The 24,605-nt window shown below is 32.4% G+C and carries 23 protein-coding genes; 14 read left to right on the top strand and 9 right to left on the bottom strand.

Annotation, left to right across the window (positions count from 1 at the left end; genetic code table 11):
* Positions 1–7: 7 nt before the first annotated feature.
* The gene (locus ACQY56_RS10795; RefSeq protein ID WP_428738660.1) at positions 8–772 is read right to left on the bottom strand and encodes a motility protein A; all 765 of its coding nucleotides are present in this window, start codon (positions 770–772) and stop codon (positions 8–10) included.
* Between the two features lie 97 nt (positions 773–869).
* On the opposite strand from ACQY56_RS10795, the gene glmU reads away from it, so the two are divergent.
* The 8 genes from glmU to ACQY56_RS10755 are packed head-to-tail and all read left to right on the top strand — an operon-like array spanning position 870 to position 7,967.
* Positions 870–2,186, top strand: coding sequence for a bifunctional UDP-N-acetylglucosamine diphosphorylase/glucosamine-1-phosphate N-acetyltransferase GlmU (glmU, locus tag ACQY56_RS10790; RefSeq protein WP_428738659.1), 1,317 nt, complete (start codon positions 870–872; stop codon positions 2,184–2,186).
* Between the two features lie 11 nt (positions 2,187–2,197).
* Entirely contained in the window at positions 2,198–3,472 is a 1,275-nt protein-coding gene (gene coaBC, locus ACQY56_RS10785; RefSeq protein WP_428738658.1) for a bifunctional phosphopantothenoylcysteine decarboxylase/phosphopantothenate--cysteine ligase CoaBC, read from the top strand.
* Positions 3,472–4,149, top strand: a complete 678-nt coding sequence (locus ACQY56_RS10780; RefSeq protein ID WP_428738657.1) for a di-trans,poly-cis-decaprenylcistransferase — start codon at positions 3,472–3,474, stop codon at positions 4,147–4,149. Before coaBC ends, ACQY56_RS10780 begins: the two co-directional genes overlap by 1 nt.
* Positions 4,146–4,967 (top strand): prepilin peptidase, encoded by an 822-nt coding sequence (locus ACQY56_RS10775; RefSeq protein WP_428738656.1) that lies wholly within the window; start codon positions 4,146–4,148, stop codon positions 4,965–4,967. Before ACQY56_RS10780 ends, ACQY56_RS10775 begins: the two co-directional genes overlap by 4 nt.
* Entirely contained in the window at positions 4,964–5,986 is a 1,023-nt protein-coding gene (locus ACQY56_RS10770) for an LptF/LptG family permease (protein ID WP_428738655.1), read from the top strand. Before ACQY56_RS10775 ends, ACQY56_RS10770 begins: the two co-directional genes overlap by 4 nt.
* A gap of 1 nt (position 5,987) precedes the next feature.
* Complete coding sequence (truA, locus tag ACQY56_RS10765; RefSeq protein ID WP_428739634.1) at positions 5,988–6,704, top strand: tRNA pseudouridine(38-40) synthase TruA; 717 nt, start codon at positions 5,988–5,990, stop codon at positions 6,702–6,704.
* Positions 6,705–6,706: 2 nt separating this feature from the next.
* The gene (locus tag ACQY56_RS10760) at positions 6,707–7,171 is read left to right on the top strand and encodes an iron-sulfur cluster assembly scaffold protein (RefSeq protein ID WP_428738653.1); all 465 of its coding nucleotides are present in this window, start codon (positions 6,707–6,709) and stop codon (positions 7,169–7,171) included.
* Positions 7,164–7,967 (top strand): iron-binding protein, encoded by an 804-nt coding sequence (locus ACQY56_RS10755; protein ID WP_428738652.1) that lies wholly within the window; start codon positions 7,164–7,166, stop codon positions 7,965–7,967. The genes ACQY56_RS10760 and ACQY56_RS10755 overlap by 8 nt, the downstream gene beginning before the upstream one ends.
* Here ACQY56_RS10755 and ACQY56_RS10750 read toward each other — a convergent pair.
* A complete protein-coding gene (locus ACQY56_RS10750; RefSeq protein WP_428738651.1) occupies positions 7,948–8,712 on the bottom strand; it encodes an alpha/beta hydrolase in 765 nt (254 codons plus the stop codon). The genes ACQY56_RS10755 and ACQY56_RS10750 overlap by 20 nt on opposite strands.
* A 48-nt stretch (positions 8,713–8,760) precedes the next feature.
* Here ACQY56_RS10750 and ACQY56_RS10745 point away from each other — a divergent pair, with 48 nt between their 5' ends.
* The gene (locus tag ACQY56_RS10745; protein WP_428738650.1) at positions 8,761–9,492 is read left to right on the top strand and encodes a hypothetical protein; all 732 of its coding nucleotides are present in this window, start codon (positions 8,761–8,763) and stop codon (positions 9,490–9,492) included.
* On the opposite strand, the gene ACQY56_RS10740 is transcribed toward ACQY56_RS10745, so the two are convergent.
* Complete coding sequence (locus tag ACQY56_RS10740; protein WP_428738649.1) at positions 9,489–10,592, bottom strand: NAD(P)/FAD-dependent oxidoreductase; 1,104 nt, start codon at positions 10,590–10,592, stop codon at positions 9,489–9,491. The genes ACQY56_RS10745 and ACQY56_RS10740 overlap by 4 nt on opposite strands.
* Positions 10,592–12,613, bottom strand: a complete 2,022-nt coding sequence (glyS, locus tag ACQY56_RS10735) for a glycine--tRNA ligase subunit beta (RefSeq protein ID WP_428738648.1) — start codon at positions 12,611–12,613, stop codon at positions 10,592–10,594. Before glyS ends, ACQY56_RS10740 begins: the two co-directional genes overlap by 1 nt.
* A 96-nt stretch (positions 12,614–12,709) precedes the next feature.
* Between glyS and ACQY56_RS10730 the strand changes: the two genes are divergently transcribed.
* From ACQY56_RS10730 to ACQY56_RS10715, 4 genes are all read left to right on the top strand, one after another.
* Positions 12,710–13,339: a hypothetical protein gene (locus ACQY56_RS10730; RefSeq protein ID WP_428738647.1), complete on the top strand. Its 630-nt coding sequence runs from the start codon at positions 12,710–12,712 to the stop codon at positions 13,337–13,339.
* A 97-nt stretch (positions 13,340–13,436) separates the two neighbouring features.
* A complete protein-coding gene (locus ACQY56_RS10725; RefSeq protein ID WP_428738646.1) occupies positions 13,437–13,823 on the top strand; it encodes a class II SORL domain-containing protein in 387 nt (128 codons plus the stop codon).
* 217 nt (positions 13,824–14,040) lie between these two features.
* Positions 14,041–17,730, top strand: a complete 3,690-nt coding sequence (locus tag ACQY56_RS10720) for a PAS domain-containing protein (RefSeq protein WP_428738645.1) — start codon at positions 14,041–14,043, stop codon at positions 17,728–17,730.
* Positions 17,720–18,931 carry a GGDEF domain-containing response regulator gene (locus tag ACQY56_RS10715; protein WP_428738644.1) on the top strand — a complete coding sequence of 404 codons (1,212 nt, stop codon included), beginning with the start codon at positions 17,720–17,722 and terminating at the stop codon, positions 18,929–18,931. The genes ACQY56_RS10720 and ACQY56_RS10715 overlap by 11 nt, the downstream gene beginning before the upstream one ends.
* 3 nt (positions 18,932–18,934) lie before the next feature.
* Here the strand turns inward: ACQY56_RS10715 and ACQY56_RS10710 are convergent, their stop codons facing one another.
* Positions 18,935–20,518 (bottom strand): EAL domain-containing protein, encoded by a 1,584-nt coding sequence (locus tag ACQY56_RS10710; protein ID WP_428738643.1) that lies wholly within the window; start codon positions 20,516–20,518, stop codon positions 18,935–18,937.
* 100 nt (positions 20,519–20,618) lie between these two features.
* Here ACQY56_RS10710 and ACQY56_RS10705 point away from each other — a divergent pair, with 100 nt between their 5' ends.
* Positions 20,619–21,284: a uracil-DNA glycosylase gene (locus ACQY56_RS10705; RefSeq protein WP_428738710.1), complete on the top strand. Its 666-nt coding sequence runs from the start codon at positions 20,619–20,621 to the stop codon at positions 21,282–21,284.
* A gap of 89 nt (positions 21,285–21,373) precedes the next feature.
* On the opposite strand, the gene ACQY56_RS10700 is transcribed toward ACQY56_RS10705, so the two are convergent.
* The 4 genes from ACQY56_RS10700 to ACQY56_RS10685 form a co-directional block, all read right to left on the bottom strand.
* On the bottom strand, positions 21,374–21,595 hold the full coding sequence (locus tag ACQY56_RS10700) for a hypothetical protein (RefSeq protein WP_428738642.1): 222 nt from the start codon (positions 21,593–21,595) through the stop codon (positions 21,374–21,376).
* 43 nt (positions 21,596–21,638) lie between these two features.
* Positions 21,639–22,202, bottom strand: a complete 564-nt coding sequence (locus tag ACQY56_RS10695) for a hypothetical protein (protein ID WP_428739607.1) — start codon at positions 22,200–22,202, stop codon at positions 21,639–21,641.
* The gene (locus ACQY56_RS10690) at positions 22,183–24,405 is read right to left on the bottom strand and encodes a M15 family metallopeptidase (protein WP_428738640.1); all 2,223 of its coding nucleotides are present in this window, start codon (positions 24,403–24,405) and stop codon (positions 22,183–22,185) included. Before ACQY56_RS10690 ends, ACQY56_RS10695 begins: the two co-directional genes overlap by 20 nt.
* 9 nt (positions 24,406–24,414) lie before the next feature.
* A partial coding sequence (locus tag ACQY56_RS10685) for a hypothetical protein (protein ID WP_428743762.1) occupies positions 24,415–24,605 on the bottom strand: 191 nt, incomplete at its 5' end.

Genomic DNA, 24,605 nt, shown 5'->3' with positions numbered 1-24,605 from the left:
TTATCCATTAATCAAACTGACTTACACGCTCAGTTGGTGCTAAATATGCAAGTAATTTTGCCTCTAAAACTCTTGGAGCATCTCCAGCTTGAATCGACATAATTCCCTCTAAAACAATCTGTTTTACAATTGTTTCATCATCATTTCTAATGTTAAGTACACTAGCAATTGGCGCACCAAAAATATTACCAATCATAGCACCGTACATAGTCGTTAATAAAGCAACTGCCATCGATGGACCAATTGCTGAAGGATCAGCCATATTTAAAAGCATCGCAACAAGACCAATAAGCGTACCAATCATACCCATAGCCCCTGCTAGACCTGCCCATGTTGCAAAAATTGCAGCGTGCGCTTTATGACGAGTACTTGTTTGATCCATCTCTATCTCTAAAAGATCACGAATAGTATCAGGCTCACTTCCATCAATTGCCATTGATAGACCTTTTTTAAGAAACTCATTTTCTTCGTTGTTTACATCATTTTCTAAAGCTAAAATCCCCTCTTTTCTAGCTTTTGTCGCAAACTCAACTAACTTTTTTATAAGCTCAAGAACATCCTCTTCACCTGGCTTAATAGCTATCATAAAAACTTTTGTAAACTTTTTCATTTGAGAAGGTTTGAAAGCAACCATCAAGGCTCCAATCGAACCACCGATAACGATTAAAACAGAAGGAATATCTATGTAGGCACCGATACCAACACCCATCGCCATAGCTCCAAATAATAGAGCTAAAATCAACACTAGACCAATGACCGTACCTAAATCCATCCACAAACCTTAGAATATTTTATTGTCACTAATAATACCACAAATTAAATAAAGTCAAGTTTTATGGTAAAATTTTATAAAAATTAAAAGTAAGAGAATGAATTTAAGCAATATAAGTATAGTAATTTTGGCTGCTGGTAAAGGGAGCCGTATGAAATCAAACAAAGCAAAAGTTTTACATGAAATATCTGGAAAACCTATGCTTTACCATATAATAAAAGCTTCCAAAGAGCTCTCAAATGATGTCTCAGTAGTTATAGCTCATCAAAAAGAAAAAGTACAAGAATCTATGCAAAAATACTTTGATGATATCACTTTTGTAGAGCAAGATACAACCAATTTTCCTGGTACTGGTGGAGCTATGAAAAATGTAACGCCAAAAAATGAAAAAGTACTTGTTTTAAACGGGGATATGCCTCTTATCAGCGCTGAATCTCTTCAAGGATTTTTACATAATGATGCGGATATCATTATGAGTATTTTTGATTTAGAAAATCCAAATGGTTATGGACGTGTTGTTATAGATAAAAATGAAGTACAGTACATAGTAGAACAAAAAGATGCAAACCAAGCAGAACTTAATGTAACTACTGTAAATGCAGGAATTTACGCATTTAAAAAATCTGTTCTTAATACATATATCCCACAACTCTCAAATGATAATGCACAACAAGAGTACTACCTTACAGATGTAATTGCGATGGCAAAAAAAGATGCGCTCACTATCGCACCTCTTTTAGTAGATGAAGAGCATTTTAAAGGGGTTAATTCTAAAAAAGATTTGGCAGAATCAGAAATGATTATGCAAGAGAGAATTAAAACAAAATGGATGGAAGCTGGTGTAATTATGCAACTGCCAGAGACTATCTACATCGAAGATGATGTTGTGTTTGAGGGTGAATGTCGCATTGAAAATGGGTGTAGAATTACAGGAAATTCTCAGATTATTAATTCAGAGATAAAAGCGCATTCAGTTGTTGAAGACAGCATACTTAAAAACTCTGATGTAGGACCTTTAGCACATATTCGCCCTGCTTCAATGATAACAGATACCCACATCGGAAACTTTGTAGAGGTAAAAAAATCAACACTCAAAGGTGTAAAAGCTGGACATTTAAGCTATCTTGGAGATTCTGAGATTGATGAGGGGACAAACATAGGAGCTGGTACTATCACATGTAACTATGATGGTGTTAAAAAGTATAAAACAAAAATAGGAAAAAATGTTTTTGTTGGAAGTGATTCACAACTTGTAGCACCTATAACAATTGCTGATGATGTAATGATTGCAGCTGGGACTACAGTAACGAGTGGAGAGATTGAGAGTGGTAACTTAGTGCTTAGCCGTACAAAAATAAGACTAGTAAAAGATTTTTACTACAAATTTTTTGGTAAAATACACAAAAAAATATAAAGATTTTATAGATGGAAATTTCGCCAACTTTACTCAAAGATAAAAATATCATTTTAGCACTTACAGGCTCTATAGCTGTGTACAAATCTACTGAACTTGCACGTTTATTTGTCAAAGCTGGAGCAAATGTAAAAGTAGTTATGAGTGAAGCAGCAAAAAAGTTTGTAACACCTTTAACATTTGAAACTATTACTTCAAACAAAGTACTTGATGATTTTAATGAGGACTGGACAACCAATCATAATCATATAAAAATCGGAGAGTGGGCAGATATCTTGGTTATTGCTCCAGCAACTGCAAATACTATAGCAAAACTTGCAAACGGCATCGCTGATACGATGCTGCTTCAAGTTGCCCTAGCCTATCCTGATACAAAAATATTAGCACCCTCTGCAAATACAAATATGCTACACAATCCTATAACTCAAGCAAATTTAAAGATGTTAGGTATTGCAAACTATACACTCATCGATACTCAAACAAAAGAACTTGCTTGTAAAACAACTGGCGATGGAGCTATGGCTGAGCCAATTGATATATTTTATGCTACTGCACGAGAGCTTTTAAAAGAGGAGTTTTGGAACGATCGTATGGTTATAGTTACTGGTGGAGGTACATTAGAAAAGATAGATGATGTACGTTATATCTCTAACTTTTCAAGTGGGAAAATGGCAAGTGCTTTGGCACTTTCACTCTATCTTCGTGGAGCAGATGTTAATCTCATCGCTACAAAATTTCCAGATGTTTTACCAAAAGAGATGCACAAAATAGATGTTGAAGATAGTGCAGAAATGATGGAATATCTTGTTGACTCTATTCGTATTGCAAAAAAAGGAAAACTCTCAAAACCTACGTTAATGAGAGATGAGCATATCCACCATATACAAAAAACACCTTATCTTTTTATGGCAGCAGCTGTAAGTGATTATATGCCAGAGTTTACACAAACAGGAAAACTCAAAAAAGAATCTCTTGGTGAAAAATGGGAACTCTCTATGAAAAAAAATAGTGATATTCTTAGCTCAATTGACAAAGAGGGTCTAAAAGTTGTTGGGTTTAAAGCAGAGATGGATGCACAAAGTGCAAAGATAAATGCTAGTAATATGTTGGAAAATAAAAATCTTGATGCTGTATGTTTAAATGTTCTCAAAAACTCTACAAGTTTTGGAACTGATACAAATGAGATAGAGTTTCTAACAAAAGATGGCTCTACAACAATTCCAGAAGCACAAAAAATCGATGTATCTTTTGAAATTTTAAATAACGCAAAAAAGTTAGAAAAATAATGAATCAACTCTCCCATATCGCAATCATCATGGATGGCAATGGTCGCTGGGCAGAACTTCGTAATAAAAAACGCTCAAGCGGACATGAAGCGGGAGCAAAAACTGTACGTGAGATAACAGAGTTTTGTGCAACACATGAGGAGATTCATCGTTTAACACTCTATGCATTTTCAACAGAGAACTGGAAACGCCCCCGTTTAGAAGTTGAGTTTTTAATGAAGCTTCTTGATAAATATATCAAACAAGAGTTAGAAAACTATCTAAAACACAATATCCGATTTGAGCCTATTGGTGATTTAAGAGCTTTTTCTAAACAACTTAGAGAAACGATTGAGATGGCAAAAGAGAAAACTGCACATTGTGATGGGTTGGTACAATCACTAGCACTTAACTATGGCTCACACGATGAGATACTTCGTACAGTCAACCTGTTAAAAAACAATGAAGGTGATATCACAAAAGAGATGCTTGAAAATGCACTTGATTGTAAAGCTGATGTTGATTTGCTTATTCGTACAGGTGGGGATCAAAGACTTTCTAACTTTTTGCTTTGGCAAGTAGCCTATGCAGAGCTCTTTTTTACAGATACACTCTGGCCAGATTTTAATGCAAAAGAGTTAGAAAAAATAATAAAAAAATTTAAAAAAGTTGAGCGACGGTTTGGGGGATTAAAATGATGGAATTGGTTTTAGCTTTGCTCTTTGGGTTATTGTTTGGTTCATTTTTAAATGTAGTGATTTTACGCATTCCAGAGGGTGAAAGTGTTGTTTTTACAGCTTCACACTGTACCTCATGCAATACACCACTTAAACCTTGGCATAACATTCCCCTTTTTTCATGGATATTTCTTGGTGGGAAATGTGCATATTGCAAAAGTAAAATCTCTATCCAGTATCCACTTATAGAACTCTCTAGCGGAATTATATTTTTGCTTATTGCATCAAAATATGGCTTTACTTTTGCAGCTTTTTTTACAGCCATGAGTTTTTTAATGCTTTTAGCACTTTCTATGATTGATTTTAAGTACAAAATGGTGCCAGATTCATTAAATCTTTTAGCGATTATCTTTGCCATACTCGGTGGTTTTTCTTTATCATCTATAGGCACAAATGCTCAAAATGCTCTTTTATTTGCAGGTGGATTTACTCTGCTTCGTTTTGCACTTTCCTATTACCTCACATCGTCAGTTTATAGAGCTGGACTCAAGACAAAAACATCATGGAATAAACACTACGACCGTACACCAATGATTGAAGCGATGGGGGAAGGTGACATTATGGTAGCTGCAACAATGGGGGCAATCCTTGGTATAAAACTAGGTCTTTTTGCCATCTTTTTATCAGCTGTTTTAGCACTTCCAGTGATGTTGCTTCTTTTAAAAAGATCGGCTGAAGAGCAACGTGTACCATTTGTTCCTTTTTTAGCATTAGCAACTCTTATCACTTTTGTCTATGATTCAGAAATTTACGCATTTCTTGAGGCACAATTTAGATGAATAAACTCAAACGTTATATACTTTCTAATCTTTCATCAGTATTTTTATCGATGTTTTTGCCTTTGTTTGTAATTGCCTCAATGGTTTTTTCAATCAAACTAGCGACGTATACTGCCGTTATCAAACTCTCACTCCTTGATATGGCAAAACTTTATATGTTTGTATTGCCAGATATCCTTTTTTATACATTGCCAATCTCATTTTTTGTTGCAGCAGTGCTCTCAATATTTAAACTCTCAAATGACAATGAGATTATCGTTTTATTTGCACTTGGAATTAAACCATCTTTTTTACTAAAAACTCTTTTAACTCCAGCGTTTTTACTTTCAGTCATACTCTTTTTAGATTATTTTATGCTTTATCCACATACAAACAACCTTTCAAGAAACTTTATAGATCAGAAAAAAAGTGAAGCAAAATTCAACCTCTCCGCAAGTGAATTTGGAAACAATTTTGGAAGTTGGCTTTTGTATATAGGAAAAGAAGATAAAAAGAAAAAACGTTATGAAGATGTCTTTTTATTTAACAAAGAAAATAATGAAGAAATCCTTATTTCAGCAAAACAAGCTGATGTTGTAAATAGTGGTGGTGTCCTGCAACTAGAACTTTCTAATGGTGAGGGGTATAGTTATTCAAAAGAAAAATTATCACAACTTAATTTTGATGACATGACTATATTTGACACGCTTAAAGCCTCACAAAGAGAGTATCAAATGCCCCTTGCTTTTTGGTTATCAGAAGATAGTAGAAGTAAAAAAGATAGACTTCTGACTACAAATACACTTATAAGTTTATTTCCTCTGCTTTCACTCTTTTTAGTGGTTTCTATTGGTGTTGTACACGCAAGACATCAAAAATCCAAAATTTATCTTTTTATCTTTAGTGGCATCATTTTATATTATGGTGTCACTATGTCTTTATATCGCTCAATAGGTTTTCATTCTATCTATGCCATCGCCTTAGTATGGTTTGTCGCTACTTACTTTATCTATCGAAAAACAATTGCAAAAAGATTTTAAAATGCGCGTTGTTTTAGTTCTTGCTTACAATGGTACACATTTTTTAGGTTCTCAAACACAAAAAAGCTCAAAAAATACAGTTCTAGGACAACTAGAAAAAGTACTCCATCAACTTGGAATAAAAGAAAAAGTAGTTGCAAGTGGAAGGACAGATAAAGGTGTTCACGCTTCTTATCAAGTGGTTCATGTAGACCTACCACCTTTTTGGGATGATTTAACAAAACTCAAACAAGTTTTAAACGAGATGCTTCCAAGCAGTATAGCGGTAAAAAAAGTATATAAAGTTACAAATGATTTTCATGCACGATATAGTGCAAAATCACGTGTTTATAGATATATCATTAAAGTGGGTGCATCAAACCCTTTTGAAGCTAATTTTGTCACTTTTATGGATGATGTTAATTTTACTACCCTCAAACAAAATATAAAGCTTTTCCTCGGACAACATGACTTTATGAACTTTATGAAAACTGGAAGCGATACAAAAAGCTCTGTAAGAGAGATATATAAAGCATTTGCGTATAAACATAAAGATTATATAGTTTTAAATTTTGAAGCAAATGGTTTTTTACGTACACAAATCCGTTTTATGGTTGGCGCATTGCTCGATCTAAGTGCCCAACAAATTCAAGAAAAACTTAACAATACTAAAAATCATAAGCTCCGCCCCGCTCCAGCGAATGGTTTATATCTAGCCAAAGTAAAGTATAAGGAATAAAAATGTTTGAAAATGTAAAAATGCCAGAGGGGATGAATCCACAAACACTAGAACATCTAATGAATCCAAAAAACTATGGCAAACTTGATGATGCTGATGGTGTTGGAGTTGCACTAGATGAGAAAACAAAAGAGTATGTGATCTTTTATACAAAACTAGATGAGCAAACTATTAGTGATGTGCGTTTTGCTACAAATGGATGTCAAGATACTGTAGTTATTGGCTCAATGTATACAGATATGATAAAAACTAATGATCTTGAGTATGCAAATAAAGCTATACAGAAGATGAACGAAAAACTGGGAGATATGACCCCTCAACAAAAGATTTGTGCAGATATCGTATTTACTGCTTTTATAGCCTCTATCAAAAACTATGAAAATATTTTAAATGGTCAAAAAGAGGAACTTCATGTTTTAAAAATGAAAGAGAGCTGTGAAGTGAAAGAGGATGAAAATAATGAATAAAACATATCAAAAAAAACATGAACTTTGGCTTGGGGTACTTTTTGCCTCTTTTGCAATTAATGATGAAAATATAAAGTCACGTTTATATGACTTCTCACAAATCGCTTTTCGTCATATGAAATGGCTCGGGAGTGATATTCTCTTTACTGGTGATAACTATAACTACGATCGAACTTTACAACTTGTAGAACATTCATCTGTTTTTGAAGTACTAGAGGCTTTAAAAGAACAAATCAAAGAAACACAACAACATTACCCTACCTCTATCTTAGGTGAGCGTTTAAAAACAGATGATACTTATCTTTTAGAATATATTGAACAACTTTTAGATGAACTAAAAAACGATCAAATAGTTACTGCATTTAATAAAAAAAGAGAGTGGAATAATCTCGATCAAGCTAGTATCGATGCACTTACACTCTTTTTATTTGAAGAATCATACAAAGAGTATGAACTCATCTTAGTTTATGCATATATGCAAGCTCGTACTCAAAATAAACTCCATTTTGATGTCTTTCAAGACCTAGTGGATGAGTCACACTTTCACTTAAAGTCATTTGGTAATATGATGGCAAAACTTGGCATCTTAGCCTTGCCGAGAGAATTACACGAAATGACCTATATTGTAAAAGATTTAGAAAAATTTGTACACGATGGTATCAAAGAGGAAGAAGCTGCAAAAGAGATGTGCAGGGAGTTAAGCTCTGCTATTAAAGATGAACAGCTTTCTAAATTTTTTGACTTTATCAACTATCAAGAGTCGTACCACATAGAACTTATGAAAAAACTGCTCTAATATTATTTATCACCTCCTCATCCCATAAAAGCTCTTTGTGGGAGAGGTTTTTATACTCTTTATAAAACTTCAGGTTTTTGATGTTTTTTGATAAGTTTCTACCATTTTGAATGTATGCCATCTCATCGTCCTGACTTACATATAGGTAAGTTGCAGAGTCTATATTTTGCACAAACTCAATCGTTGGAAACTTATAACGTACTAGCCATTGTGGCAATGAAAAACCAAACTTATTTCTTGCGACTAAAGCGATCGAATCAAAAGCAGCGATTAAATACACCCCTTGAACTTTTATATTTGAAGCCACATAACTTGCTAAAGACGAACCTAAAGAAAAGCCTAAAAGATAAAAATCTCCATAGTTTTTTTGCACTATTTTTCCAATATGTAATGCATCTTCAAGCATATTTTTTTCACTAATTTTCCCTTTATTTTTCCCATAAGAGCGGTAATTGAAAGTGATGATTCTTAAGTGTGGATAAGCGGTTTTTAGTTTTTGAATAAGCGCTACACTATCGTGACTTCTTCCAGCAAAAAAAAGCAATGTAGCAATTGGCTCTTTAGGTTCATACACTACCCCTTCTAAAGCTAGACCATCATCTGTGAGTATCTCCAACATCTCACACTGATCACATAAACGTCTTTGTTGTATATATGTGGGAGTAAAAAGCATAAAATATTGCCACTGATAAAAAGCAAAAAATAGTATAAAAAATGTAAAGAGCAAAAAGGCTATATAAATCATAATCTTATTTTAGTATAATTCGCTTTAGAATAACACAAGGGATATATAATGCAAATTTTTGGGAAATACAAAACAAACTTCGATATGGACTACCTTGTTGAGCATTATATTTACTTTAATGAATCAGATGAGCAGATTACAATAGAAGAACTTGAAAATATGCTCAAAAAAAAGCGAAAGCACGTAGTTGGCACTATCTTTTTACAAAACCCAGAAACTTCTCCAAAAGGGATGAAAATATGCAAATTTTTGCAAGAGGAAGGGTTTGATGAGTATGATCGATATATTGAACTCTCTGAAAATGCGATGAGCCACGTAATTAACGCTGGAATGAAAAAAGTTTACCCTGGTAAACTTGTTGAGATTAAGTACTTATTTAATTATAATCGTGAAGATTTACATACTACAACGATTGATCTGTTTGAAAAGGATCTCGATAAACTCAACTCTATGCAACTAACACATTTTGACCGTGAACTTAACTACATTGATATACCAAATATCCGTCTCAGTGGTAAGTTTGTCTTTTTTGGAATGGGACACAAGTATGAGCGTGAACATAAAATGGTACCGTACTATGCAATCTCTTTGACAGAACACATTCAAAAACTAGATAAGCAGATCGTGTTTATCCATGATAGAAACTATGATGAAGCAGAGGCTATGAAAATTGCCTATTTTATGTCACCACTTATGAGTGGAAAAAACAAAGAGATTATGGCAAACGCGTTTAAAGAGGTGTTTGCCCAGATACCGCCAAAGATAGTAAGACTCTCTTAGCTACTCTTTGCCCATCTGAAAAAAAATCTTGCAGGGTTTAAACTTTTTGGAACAATAAGACCTTCTACTATCAGTTTAGAGAGTGTTTGCGCTAAATATGGTGCTAAAACATACCCGTACCCTGCACTCGCATTAATCATATACAACTCTGGGAACATTATCGCTTTTGAAAGATCAGGCTTTTTTTGATAAATATCACTTTTTGGTAAAATCTGCAACGATTTTTCAACATCAACTACACCACCAACAATAGGTAGATAATCAAAACTCCCACTTCTTAGCCCCACATAATCTTTAATCACTTTTACATCTTGGAGTTCTAGTGTTTGTGAAGCTTTGTACAGCAGTTCATCTCTGCCTGATTGTAAATCATATGGCTCTTTTGTAGTTTGTGGATGATAATGTACATTATGTGTAGCACCTATAGATAAAACTCCATTATGTGTTGGTGAAATAGAGACGAACTGATGTATTGAAGTATTATTTTGCGTAGTTGTTTTTATATCTATACGATGCCCCCAAATTCCGCGAAGCATTTGGTAGGGTTCTGAGAAAAAGTTATGTTTATATGCACCTGTTGCTAAAACTACTTTTTTAGCTTTAAAACTACCGTTTAAACTCCAGTACCCCTCTTTATACTCTAAAGTCTCAATCTCTTGTTTATAAAACTCTATGTTAGCTAGAAGTGCTTCACACATCTTTTGTGCATCTACTATTGCACTTTTTGAAGTGTAGATATATTCATCTTGTGGAGTAAAAGGAGAATTGGCTAAAATCTCAATGTCGGTATCTTTTTTAAATGCTTGGAGATTGATAGTATCTTTTTCATCTTTAGCGATATGCAAAAGATTATAACGATTTATATGCTCGGGAAAATTTGTAGTATAAAAATCAAGGGCAATATCAAGTGCAGAGTTTATAAGCTCTTTAAGCTCCCCGCCTTTTGCAAATTTTGGAGAAAGAAAAGCTCCAGCAGCACCACTACCGCCAGAAGCTACTCCTTCTTGGTCAAAAACAACAACTCTTTGTCCAGCTTTATGAAGATGATATGCAGTAGTGCAGCCGTTTATTCCAGCTCCAATAACTGCAACGTCGTACATTAGATGCTTACTTCTTTTATATCTGCTATTTTAAAAATAGCTTTGTAAATCGAGCTAACTAACACTTTACGATTATTTTTTACTGCTTCGTCTTGGGCATTTACCATAACAGAATCAAAGAATTTATCAAGTTCAGGTTTGAGTCCTAAAAGTGCATCTAATTCATACTCATAGTTTTCATACTCTTTTGCACTCACTTCATTAAAATGAGCTAATAACTCTCGCTCACTATCATCTTCAAACAGTGTTTCATTTACTGCAAACTCTTCATTCATATCTACATCTTTAGTGATGTTCGCAACACGTTTAAAAGTTGAGCTGACTTCACTAAATCCATCAGAGTTTACAAGATTATTAAGCGCATCTATCTTTTGTCCAAGTGCTAAAAGTTCTCTCTCTCCAGATGCTAAAACCGCCTCAATGATCGAAGGATTTACTTTGTAATAACGCTTCATACGCTCTAAAATAAACGCTTCAAGTTTTTCAAAGTCGATCGGATTTTCATAGATTGCTGAAAGCTCTTTTACATCTGCAACAATGTCAAAGTTAAAACCAAACTCATTTACAATTCTAGCGATTCCATTTACCGCACGACGCAACGCGAAAGGATCACGTGAACCAGTTGGAATTTGATTGATGCTAAAAAGAGCTAAAAGAGTATCTAGTTTTAAACTAAGAGCTACTACCGCACTTAGTGGTGTTGATGGAAGCTCACTCTCTTCACCATCTGGCAAGTACTGCTCTTTTATAGCAACTGCTACGATTTCAGAATATCCAGCTTTTTGTGCATAATAGTACCCCATAAGCCCCTGAAGTTCAGTAAACTCATACACCATCTCACTCATAAGATCGGCTTTTGCAAGTTCCACCGCAGTTGTAAGATCTTCTTTAGAAGCATTTACACCAAACTTGTCAAATAAAAGATTTGCTATTTTTGCCTCTCTTTGGATCTTGTCCGCTACAGAACCAAGACCTTTAAAAAATGTAATCTTTTCAAGTCCAGCAGTGCTCAGACCATTTTTAAGGTCATTTTCCCAAAAGAACATTCCATCTGCAAGTCTTGGGCGTAAAACTCTTTCATTTCCAGCAATAACTTCAGAAAAATCATCTGTATACGCATTTGCAACCACTACAAACTTGTTAGTCAGTTTGCCTTCTTTAAACACTGGGAAATATCTTTGGTGCTCTTTCATAGAAGTAATGATAACTTCTGGAGGCAATGCTAAAAACTCTTCATCAAAAGAGCCTAAAAGTGCTGTAGGGTGTTCATTGATTGCCACAACTTCGGCAAAAAGTTCCTCATCAATTTCAACTTTTATTCCATTAGCAGTTTCAAGTGCTTCTATATCTTTTGTGATCTTTTTCGCACGTTCCTCTTGGTAAAGTAGTACACCGTTATTTTGTAGTTTTTCAAAGTACTCTTTAGCACCTGCAACATCTACAGCATCAAAGTTTGCGATTCGGTGTACGAAAGTTGTTTTAGATGATTGTACGCCAAAAAGCTCCAGCTCTACAAGTTCATCGCCTAAAAGTATATTGACCCAGCGGATAGGACGGATAAAACTCTCATCTAACGATCCCCATCGCATAGACTTCCCAAAATCAAGTGACTTAATCCACGTTTCAATGATCTCTGGAAGTAACTCAGACGATGGCTTTCCAGCTACATCTTTTTTATAATAAAGTACCACTTTACCATCTTTATCTGCTGTAGTTAATTGCTCTAATGAAACACCACATTTTCTAGCAAATCCCTCTGCTGCTGGAGTTGCCTCTCCATCTTTATAAGCCACTGCTAGTGGAGCACCAAAGAACTCTTCTACAGAATCATCTTGAGATACTTTAAACTCTCTATGCCAAATCACTAAACGGCGTGGCGTGTAATAAAATTCAAACTCACATAAAAGATTATATTGCTCTAAAATATCAGCATATTTTTTCTCTATATTTTTTAACTCTTTTAAAAGTGGAACAGCCGGTAACTCTTCAACACCTATCTCTATTAGTAAAGTTTTTAACATATTGTGTACTCTTGTATTAAATTATCGCGATTGTATCTATTTGTTGGTTAAACTCTTGTTAAAATGTTCCCATAAAACGGTTAAAAAGGGTTAAATATGAAAAAAACACTACTTGCTTTACTTCTTGGGGTTTCGTTATACGCTGGAACATCTCATAGTGCCAAAGTTTTAGAGAGTATGAATGCTGGTGGATATACATACATGAAAGTAGATGATGGGAATAACAACTACTGGATCGCTATGACACAGCGTGATGTAAAAACAGGCGATACAATCAGCTTTACCGAGCAAGGCTGGATGAAAAACTTTCACTCTAAAACACTTGATCGTACGTTTGAAAATATCTTATTTGCTGGAGATATTTCAGCACCACATGCACAACAACAGGTCAAGTATGAGCCAGATATTTTAACTTCAAAATATCAAACAAAAAATACACTTACCATTGCTGAAATTTTTCAAAATAGAGAAAAATATGTAGAGAAAAGTATAACTATTCGAGGGAAAGTAAGCAAAGTTTCTACTGGAATCATGGGGAAAAACTGGGTGCATATCCAAGATGGTAGTAGATTTAAGAATATGGATGACTTAGTATTTACAACAACTGGAAATACTCCTGAAATTGGAGATAACATCAGTGCAACAGGGATACTTAAAAAAGATAAAGATTTTGGATATGGTTATTTTTACCCTGTAATTATTGAAGATTCAAGCTTTAAAAAATAAAATCTATCTTAAATAAGACAAATATACTCTTATTTATGTTTTCTTAAAAGATTTTATCGTTACAATACTAGAATAAAACAAAACAAAAGGACACAAAATGCCAACAATTAATAAATACGTTGATATCGACACTGTAGAAAGAGAAGCTAAAAAAGACTATATCGATCGTCACTCTCCATTCATTCACTGTGATGCTGAGGCTAAAAAAGGTGAGATATTTGCTGTAACTGTAAAAATGGGAGAAGAGTATACTCACCCAGATGATTTCGATCACTATATCGCTAACATTGCTTTATATAATGGTGAAACTTTATTAGCAAGAGCTGATTTTGTTGCTGGTACTTTAGGGAATGAAAAATCTCATACTACTGTGACTTTTAACATTCGTCCAATGGGTAAAAAACTTAATCTTACTGCTCAAGCATACTGTACTAAACACGGTATTTGGGAATCAACTCCGGTTGAAGTAGCTGTAGCTGAATAGTTCAAAACTCCTTTTTTAATCAGGTAGAGATAATGTTCTCTACCTCTTTCTCCTCTTTTAAATCCAATTATAAACCCTTTTTATTCATATATGGGAATATTTGCAACAACATTTTAAAAACTTTGTAACAAACTTTTATCAAATTTAAAACAATAATTAACATTTTGACTATAATGAGTATAATAAAAGCTACGCAAACAGTTTTCGAAAGTCAAAAATGATAAATAAAAAAGATTTAATCCAATTTCTTCAAGCAAGTGGAGACTCCTACTGGGAATTCAATCCACAAACAAATGAACTCTTTCTCTCAGATCAAATTTACACTATTTTAGGGTACAACAAAGATGACATCACTATAGACTATGATTTATGGTCACAAATAGTCCATCCTGATGATTTCAAAAATGCTACAGATGAGTTTTTAAAACTCTTGCGAAGAGAGACTCAACATTATAGTTTTGAGATTCGTGTTAAAAAGAAAGATGGTACATATACATGGCTTTTAGATCGTGGACAAGTGATTTATAACGACAAAGACAACTCTATAGCATTGGTTATAGGTACACATGTCAATATCGATAAAAATAAACAGCTACAAGCAAAAGTTGAAAGTTTAAACACACGATTTACTAATATGTTTCAAAATCACAATGCTATTATGCTTTTAGTTGATCCAAAAGATGGCTCTATCGTAGATGCAAATAAAAGTGCAGAAAAATTTTATGAGTATTCCCATGAAGAGTTAATACGTCTCAACATTGAAGAGATAAATACTCTCTCAAAACAAGAGCTAAAACAATATCAGCAAGAAGCTTTAAAAAATAACAAAAACTCTTTTATCTTCCAACATAAAACAAAATCTGGAGAGTTCTATACTGTTGAAGTACACTCTTCTGTCGTTGATACAGATATGGGACAACTTTTATTTTCTGTAATTTTTGATGTTACAAAAGAAAAACAAAATGAGTTACAGCTCAATAAAGTTTTAGATCAACTCTCCCAAGCACAAAAGATCGCAAACCTAGGTATATGGGAGTATAACCTTGAGACAGATATACTCTCATGGTCTGATGAAATTTATGATATTTTTGAACTCGACAAAGAAAACTTTTCCCCATCTTATAAAACATTTTTAGATACTGTACACCCTGATGATCGTGAAAAAGTTAGTGATGCTTATACAAACTCTTTAAAAACGAAACAAAGATATAAAATTGAACATAGACTTTTACTAGATGATGGCTCTATAAAATATGTCGAAGAACAATGCGATACCGAATATGATATAGACGGTAACCCTATGCGATCATTAGGTACTGTATATGATATCACCAATATTCATCAACTAACAACTAGCATAAATGAAGAAAAAAACCGTTATAAAACCCTTTTGAGATTAGCGTCAGATGCTATCTTTATTATGGATATTGAAAATGGAAAACTTCTCCAATATAGTGAAGAAACGCAAAAACTTCTTGGCTATAACGATGAAGAGATGAGTCAACTAAATGTCATAGATTGGGATAAAGATGCTACTCTTGATGTATATAAACAGATAATAACTTCACTTGGTGACACACCTCAAACTATTCAAAGAACACATACAAAAAAAGATGGCACCACTTATTTGGCATCTATCACTTCTGTTAAAATTCGGCTCAATGACAAAGACTACATTTATGCCTCTGTAAGAGATATTACACAAGAAAAAGAGTTGCAAGAGCAACAACACTCTCTTTTAATAGAACAAAACTCTCTGCTATCACTGTTTGATAAAGGTGATTCTGTACTCTTTAAATGGGTAAATAATCCAAACTGGAGTATAGCATATGCCTCAGATAATGTTACAAAGATTTTGGGGTATACAAAAGAGGAATTTTTAAGCTCTAAAGTGGTTTATGCAGAGTGTATACATAAAGATGATATAGGGCAAGTACTCGATGAAGTTACAGATGCACTCACGCAAAACTTGGACTTTTTTAGACACAAGCCATATAGAATTATCACGAAATCACATACAATTCGCTGGGTATTAGACTATACTGTAACGCAAAAAGATATCAATGGAAACATTACCCACTTTATAGGTTATATAACAGATATAACAGAGCAAAAAGAGAATGAGATAGAGCTCTCAAAAGCAAAACAAGCAGCCGATAAAGCAAATGCAGCAAAATCCGAATTTTTAGCAAATATGTCCCATGAAATACGTACACCTCTTCATGGTATTATAGGGCTAACAGACATTGTTTTAGAGACTGATTTAAACAAACTTCAAAGAGATTATCTCAACAAAGTTCGTCTTTCATCGTATGCACTTTTACATGTTATTAACGATATTTTAGATTATTCAAAAATTGAAGCTGGAAAAATGGAGATTGTAAAATCAGAATTTCAGTTAAACTCTCTTTTAAATACTCTTGTTGATCTTTTTAGTTTTCAAATACATGACAAAGGGCTACATTTTGAGGTCACTCTTGATGAAAAAATCCCAAATCTACTTACTGGAGATATGTTACGTTTAACACAAATTTTAAATAACCTTATAGGCAACGCTATAAAATTTACTTCAGAAGGTTTTATAAAAGTAGATATACAACATGTAGCACAAACAAATTCCCAAGTTGAGTTAGAGTTTATTGTTCAAGACAGTGGCATTGGAATCTCTACAGAACAGCAAGAAAGGCTTTTTCAAGCATTTGAACAAGCTGATAGTTCTACAACAAGAAAATTTGGAGGGAGCGGTCTTGGGCTTATGATCTCTAAACAATTGACACAGATGATGGATGGTGATATTTGGGTCAAAAGTAAAGAAGGTGTAGGTTCAGATTTTCATCTGAGACTCTCTTTAGAATATGTTGAAACAGATGTAGATAAAGAGCTATTACCACTAACTTCTCAAAGTGTCTCAAAACATATACAATTACAACTCTCAAAACAAAAAAGTGCACTTTTGGTTGAAGATAACTTAACCAACCAGCTTGTAACTTCAATACTTTTACAAAACTATGGATTTAATGTCTCTATAGCCAACAATGGCTTAGAAGCTGTGGATATGGCAGAGGCACACCATTACGATATCATTTTTATGGATCTTCAAATGCCTATAATGGATGGTTTTTCAGCGACAAAAGCTATTAGAAGAAATGATAAACACATCCCTATCATAGCTCTAAGTGCAGCTGTAATGCAAAGAGATAAACAGCTTACCTTTGAAGCTGGGATGGATCACCATATAGCAAAACCTATAGATAAAAATGCTCTTGAAAACATTATCAAACTCTATTTTCAAATAGATGAATTAAACATCAAAAATGAATCGATATCTACCATCATTGAGATTAAAGGGATTGATATTCAAAAATTGATGCAAGATTTAAAAGTAGACCAAGAAAATGCCTATAGACTCTATAAAAACTTTTATAATAGTTTTATCAATAGTGCCCCTTTACTAGATAAGCTTTTTGCAAATGATCTTGAAGCATTTTACAAACTCATTCATAAACTCAAAGGATCAAGTGGAAATTTACAAATTCATTCTATCTATGATAGATGTACAAAAATAGAAAAATCAAATATATTACTTCAAGATGTCATAGCATTTCAAAAATATTTTGAAGATTTATTATTTGAGATAAAAACAAAAATTTTTCCATTAATTGCATCAGAAAACTCTTCAAACCTCAGTAAAGAAGAGTCTTTAGAGCTACTCAATACAATGATTCGTAAACTTGAAAATATGCAATATGTCGATCAAAAAGAGAAAGTCACCCTTTTATCTGTACTCAAAACATATATACCAAGAGAAGATATTTTAACACTTTCAAATCTATTTGACACTCTAGAAGATGATACAATTCAAGATATGTTACTACATATACAAGAAAGTTTAAACCATGAACAATAAACCTATAATATTGGTAGTTGATGATGAACAGACAAATATAGATATTGTTTCTAAAATTTTAAATAATCAGTATGATTTACGAGTAGCATACAATGGGAAAAAAGCTCTTGCAGCCATTGAAAAAATAGAGATCGATCTCATTTTACTTGATATACAAATACCAGATTTTAGCGGTTTTGAAGTAGCTAAAGAGATTCGAAAAAAACAAAAATATGACCATATTCCTATCATTTTTTTATCATCACAAAGAAATGAAGATTCAATTGTTGAAGGGTTTGATATCGGTGGCAATGACTATATTGTCAAACCATTTAACGCTAAAGAACTAATAGCAAGGATCCAAACACATCTGCATGTTCATCAACTCCAAAAACTTTTAGAAACAATGCTCAATTTACAATCTACAATTGTCATTTTAAGTGAAAATAACCAACTCAAATTCATTAATAAAACAGGTTTAGACTTTTTTACTTTAAATAACAATAGTGAATTTTTGGAAAACTTCAATTGTATCTGCGATGTTTTTTTAGAATCTGATGGATATTTTTATCATCAAAATGACAATTTGAGTTGGATAAATGAGATTTTAAAACTCCCTTTACATGAACGCAATGTTGTCATTAAATCTAAAAAGGGAATGGAAAAAGTGTTTCAAGTCTCTGTACAAACTATACCTACTTCATCGATGCAAATTATCAACTTTGTAGATGTAACTGCATCTATCAAAAATCAAAAACACTTAGAGGAACAAATAACTCGCGATCCTCTAACAGGTGCTTATAATCGTACCTTTTTAGAGCAGAATATGACTACAAAACCTAATGCTATTGCTTTTTTAGATATAGACTATTTTAAAAAAATAAATGATAACTATGGGCATCATATCGGTGATACAGTTTTAAAAGAGTTTGTTACACTTATACAAAATTCACTAAGACAAAGTGACATTTTTATCCGTTGGGGTGGAGAAGAGTTTGTTATATTTCTTCCTTTAAATGAAGAGTCTTCAGTTCAAAAAGTATGCAATAAACTCTGTCAGTTGGTTGAGGATCATACTTTTTCTCATGTTGGTCATTTTACATGTAGTATTGGTGTTACTCTTTTAAAAGAGAATGAAACCATTGAAAAAGCAATAGAACGTGCAGATATGGCTCTATATACTTCTAAAAGCAACGGAAGAAATCAGGTTACACTTTTATAAAATTTAAATAGGTAAACCGTCTCCAAATCTTAATGATGGTTTATCAATATAAAAACCTTGTGCATAATCTACCCCTAAACCTTGCACTTGTGTAAAGATCGAGCTCGAGAAAACATACTCAGCAACAGTTTTAATACCAAGTTTTTTTGCAAGAGCTACAATAGTTTCTACCGCGATAAAAGAGGTTTTATCTGTTGTAATCTTTTCAATTAATGAACCATCTATCTTAATATAATCAACATGCAAGTTGATTATATATGCAAAATTAGAATACCCACTTCCAAAGTCATCTATCGCTATTTTTGCACCTCTTCTTTTTATCTCTTCTATAAATCTACCAACTTTTCTAAAATCAAGTATTGCCTCTGACTCTAAAAGCTCGAAAGTTACACGTGAGGGGTCTTTAAAATTTGTTAACTTCTCTACAATATATGCAAAGACCTCATTGTTCATCACATCTTCAATAGAGAGGTTGATACTAAAATCAAACTCATTATTTTCAAACTTTTCAAATGATTTATCTATAATTGTCTTTGTAACTTTGTTATAAATTTTTAAACTCTTAGATATTGGTATAAACACCTGTGGAGGGAGTACATTACCCTCTTTATCAACTAAACGTGCTAAACATTCATATCTGTTTACAACACCTTGATGATTATCATAAATTGCTTGATAATATGGTACGACACGATTATTATTTACTGCTTCACGAACTATTTGAGAAAGTTTTAGATTTTTTTCATATTCATTCTCGAAGTTCATAGTATCTTCATATATCCAAAATGGTAATGATTTTTCTTGCGCATATTTGAGTGCCATAGATACTTTTGAAAATAGATTACTATCATCTTGAGAGACACAAGATGCAAGAGTAAAATTAACAAATATTTGAATATTTTGATAGGTAATCATCAAATTTTGTAAGGATTTAAACAAATCATTAAGATACTCTTTTAGTCTATAAAAATCGTATCTAGCATCTAAAATCACAGAGAACTCTGTTCCAGAAAGTCTATAAATGCCACTTTCATGAAAAAGCTCTTTAAAAAAATTTGTTATAGATTCAATCACGTAATCACCTACAACAAAGCCGTAAAAATTATTTATAGTTTGAAAATTGTCTATTTTAATGAGAACTAAGGTGTTATTTTCATCATCAATTTGCAAATCTTTTCGAAGCTGATAAAGATTAGGCAAGTTTGTAAGATGGTCTGTAAAATATCTTAAAAAAAGTTGATTTCTATACTCTTCAATATTTGTATGTGATCGTTCATACTTTTTAAACATTTTTTCTAAAACTTCATCACTTACTTGCTCTGCGTCTTTTATCTGTGTATCAAAAACGCTTAAATAAGTTTCATTTTTATTTTCATGTTTTAGTAAAACGATCTTTGCATCTGGAAAATTTTTTTCTAATTCACGTACTAAACTTTGAACTAAAACAGTATTGTGAATATATGAAAGGATATGAAATAAAGGGATAGGATGCTGAAGGTTAGTCAACTCTGAAACCACATCTTTTACTTCACTGGAAGATTTTAATTTAAACCGACTTGGTGCTAATTCTAAATCTTTTCTACTCATATAAACCCCTATTTGTATATAATCATAACATATTTCTCAGGATTTCAAAGTATATTTTAATCGCACTTTTTATATACTCTATAAATTATTTTAAATTATGGTGAAAAAGTTGAAATCATTTCAAAATCTTGTTTTATTACAAAACTTGTACAGATTAAAACATATAGGTTTTGATTATATTGACCATTTTGATTTAAATGAAAAAAAAAGCTATGAAAAAGCACAAAACTTAGAAGAACTTGTGGCGAACATTCGCTCTTGCTATCTTTGTGATCTCAGCAAGTCACGACGACAAAGTATGAGTGGATTTGGTGATCCAAACGCTTCGCTGTTTGTGCTAGACTATGTTGTGTCAGACTCTCAAGATTCTTCAAATAACTATTTTGCAGGAAGAAGTGGAGATACATTGAAAAAGATGATAGAAAACGTTTTAGAACTAGATCATCATACAATTTATATGACACATGCTATCAAATGTAAACCACTACAAACAAATCAACCCTCAGATTCCGAATGGAGTTCTTGTAAACATTATTTATTTTCTCAACTTGAATTTGTTAATCCAAAAGTTATAGTGACATTAGGAAAGAGTGCTTATACACATTTAACAGGTGATACAAATAACTTTGAAAATGTAAGAGGTCACGTGATAGATTTTAAAAGTTACAAACTTATCCCAATCTATCACCCTCAATATCTTCTAAGAAATCCAGAATCAAAGAAAATTACACTCAATGATTTAAAAACTATAAAGAGTTGTTTATAAACAACTCTGACTTAATTAAAATTTGGGACTGAAAAGCACATACTAGCTTTTTTTAACCTTTTCATTCCTTATAAAATCTACTTCTTATTTTATCCAATTAACTGATTAAATCTTTGTCTACTTTTTTGGGGACATTCCAGTAGTGGTGCGTAGCGGTTTATAACTTCTGTGATGATATATGTTTTTGTAATATATGAAAAATAGGTATTATTTAAACCAACAGGATATAATTCTTCTTTAATTGTAGAGTTATTCTGTGGAAGAACATTATTTAGGACTAAACTATCGGCTAAAAGTGTATTCCATAACAAAAATAATATTAATAAAAATTTCTTACTCATAATCAATCTTGTATCACTTTTTTTCTAAACTTAAAAAAGCTTTTTTCTTTAAATATGACGCATAAGATAAATTTGCTTGTTCTATATTATGATATTCTTCTGATAAAAGATATTTTTCATGATTATTTGCCATTTCATATTTTTGATTCATATCTGTCTGATGATTAATCCACTTAATCATAGTTTGAGAGTCAAAATAATATCGATTTTCATCATTTCCATAAGAAAATTTTTCAAGACTATATATGAAGAACAGCTGATTATTATTAAAATATAAAGATAAAACACTTTTTTGTTCTTGATTTTCACAGTTTAAAATGATTTTTTTAATGTCTGCCACATTTGAATAAAAAGTTTTCATAAAATTATGTTGTTGGTGTACAGTTTCATTAACTAAGATATTTTTTTTACAAAAATCATCAACATTTTCTTCTATAGAAATATATTTTGAAATATTAGCTTCAATATTTTGATATTCTGTTCTGATTTTCTTAATTGTATCGATATCTTTTGCATAACTATAACTAGTAAATACTATACATAAGATTAGTACTAATTTATATTTTAACATACCCATCTTCTAAATCTCCATTGTCATATTTTACTTTTAGTTGAGCAGTTGTATATCCAAATGTATATTGAAAATGTGGTTTATCTGGTGTACTTGTCCAGTCTCCACCCCATTCAAAACCTAATGATTTACCAATTTGCGCAATATCTGAAAAATATGTTGTGTCATTCCAATTTATAGTACCATTCTTTTCAATTTTAACAACGTCTATTGCTAATCCATAATTATGAAAACTATACCCACCTTTTACCCATGTAACTTTGTTACCTGAGGTAGTTCTTCCTTGCGCATATAATTGATTTTGTTCATCAATAGTTCGTAAAGCTTGTGTAACCCTTAATCTAATATTTTTTTGTGTTTCTACCTTATTTATAAATTCTGTAGCAAGATTACGTATTTTAGGATGTAAGGTTTTAATTTTTTTATTAGTATGAACATCCCAAGTTTCTTGTTTTTCACTCCCAAACCGACTAACCAACCCAATAGGATTTAAATGATAAACCATATCACTTGTAGGGAAGCCATCTATATCTTTACACTTTTCAAAGAAAGCTAGGTTTGTTATTCTTGTTTTTTGGTTTTTATAGTGTTGTTCTAGTTGATCGTAACTTTCTATTGTATCTTTATGTTCTTTGTATATTTTTAAAACTACATCTGCCATATTTACAGTTGCATCCCATTCACTAGAGTGTTGGACTATGTAATTTGCTGTTGTTTTTTTTATCTCTTTATTTGCTGCTGCTTTAGAAAGTTCTTGTGGTTCTAGCATACCGTTATGATCTTTATCGATCATATTAAAGAGTTCGCTATAAGAACTATTGTATTTTAAATCATCTGATTGTAAGCTTGGTACTAGATAGTTTGAAAGTTTTTGAAAGAGTGATACATTGTCATCTGATTGCATTTGTATTATTTTTGCCCATTCAAATGTTATGGGATGTTGTTCTTTACAATCACTATATTTCAAGTATTGTTTCTCACCTTTATCATATAAAAGGTACTCGTTATCTGAACTATCTTTCTCTTTTTTTACATCTTTATATTGAAATGTTTTTTCTATACTATCTTTTCCTAATTCTTCAAATACTATCTCTTGATCTTTAAACACGCTATTTATAACTGTATAGTTATCTGCACTTACATCTACTTCACCTATTTTTGTAACTACTACCCTTGTATATTTTCCTACTTTTTGTGATTGTGAACTATCTATCTCTAAAGTAGTATCTTTATCGGTTTTATCATTATTATATTTTTCACTTGAGTTACTAAACCCTTTTCGGATATTTGAGTTTTGAGAAAGTTTACATTTCTCTATTTTTTTATATAGTTTTTTAGTTGCTAAGACTTTTACAGTTTTTGGTTTTGGTCTATCTTTTGATTTATCTTTTTCATACTCTTTTTGTGCTGCTTCTGCAAATGTTTGCACATCTGCCGCAAATACCTCTATATGAACAATTTCATTCGTTTTTTGTTTTGCTGGTGCGTATACACCTTTTAGACCTATTACCTCTCCTGCTTTTATCTCTATTTTTTGTGTTGGGAATTGTACAGCTTCTTTTGCCTCTGTTTCTTTAGTAATAGTTTTTAATTTATGTACATTATCCAAAGCTTGTATATTACTTTGGTGGATGGTTGCTCCATCTGTACGTTTGGTATCTCCTACATAAAGTACTTTATATCTATGTTTATCTTTCTCTTCTGTTGTTTGGTTTGGGTCGATTGTTATTTTTGTACCCTGGGCTAACTCTTCTAGTTTATCTGCTTCTGCATACGACACACCTTTTCGTAAGTTTCTTTTACCATCTTCACCTATAACTTTATGTGTATCTAGGTTATACTCATCTTTTTTAGCTGTATGCATATAGAGTGAAAAAAATGTAAGTTTATTTGTTTTTGGGTATGCTAGGGTATGTTTTAGTAAAAAGAATCCTGTGGAGTAGAGTCCTTCATCTACTTTAGCTTCACCCTCATCTTGCAAATATTTTTCATTGAGTCTGTATGCTACTAGTTCTCCATCTGCTATAGCTCTTATCTCTTTGTCAAATGATTTATCAAAGTGCATTCCTCCATGCCATAACCCTTGAGCACTAAAAAGATAATTCCCTACTGGTTTATTCTCTAGGTTTTTGTAGCAATCTTTTTCTATATCTTTTATGTTTTTAAATGGATAACTAAAGTTTGGTATCTTTACTTTCTCTTCTGCCATATTTTTACCTTATAGTGAAAAATCTAATGCAATAGCATCTTGTTTCATATCTATTTTAATTTTCTCAACTGCATCAGCCACAACCCCATCCAACCCACTATTATCTTTAAAGTTATCAGTGTTAAAGTGTATACCTGAGGGGTCTATTGTTAAAACGTTTGATCCACATTTAAGACTTATACCATCTGTTGCTTCTATCT

The organism is Sulfurimonas sp. (assembly GCF_050296975.1).
Taxonomy (GTDB): domain Bacteria; phylum Campylobacterota; class Campylobacteria; order Campylobacterales; family Sulfurimonadaceae; genus Sulfurimonas.
Note: the sequence above shows the minus strand (reverse complement) of the source record. Positions and strands in the feature narration are given on the sequence as shown.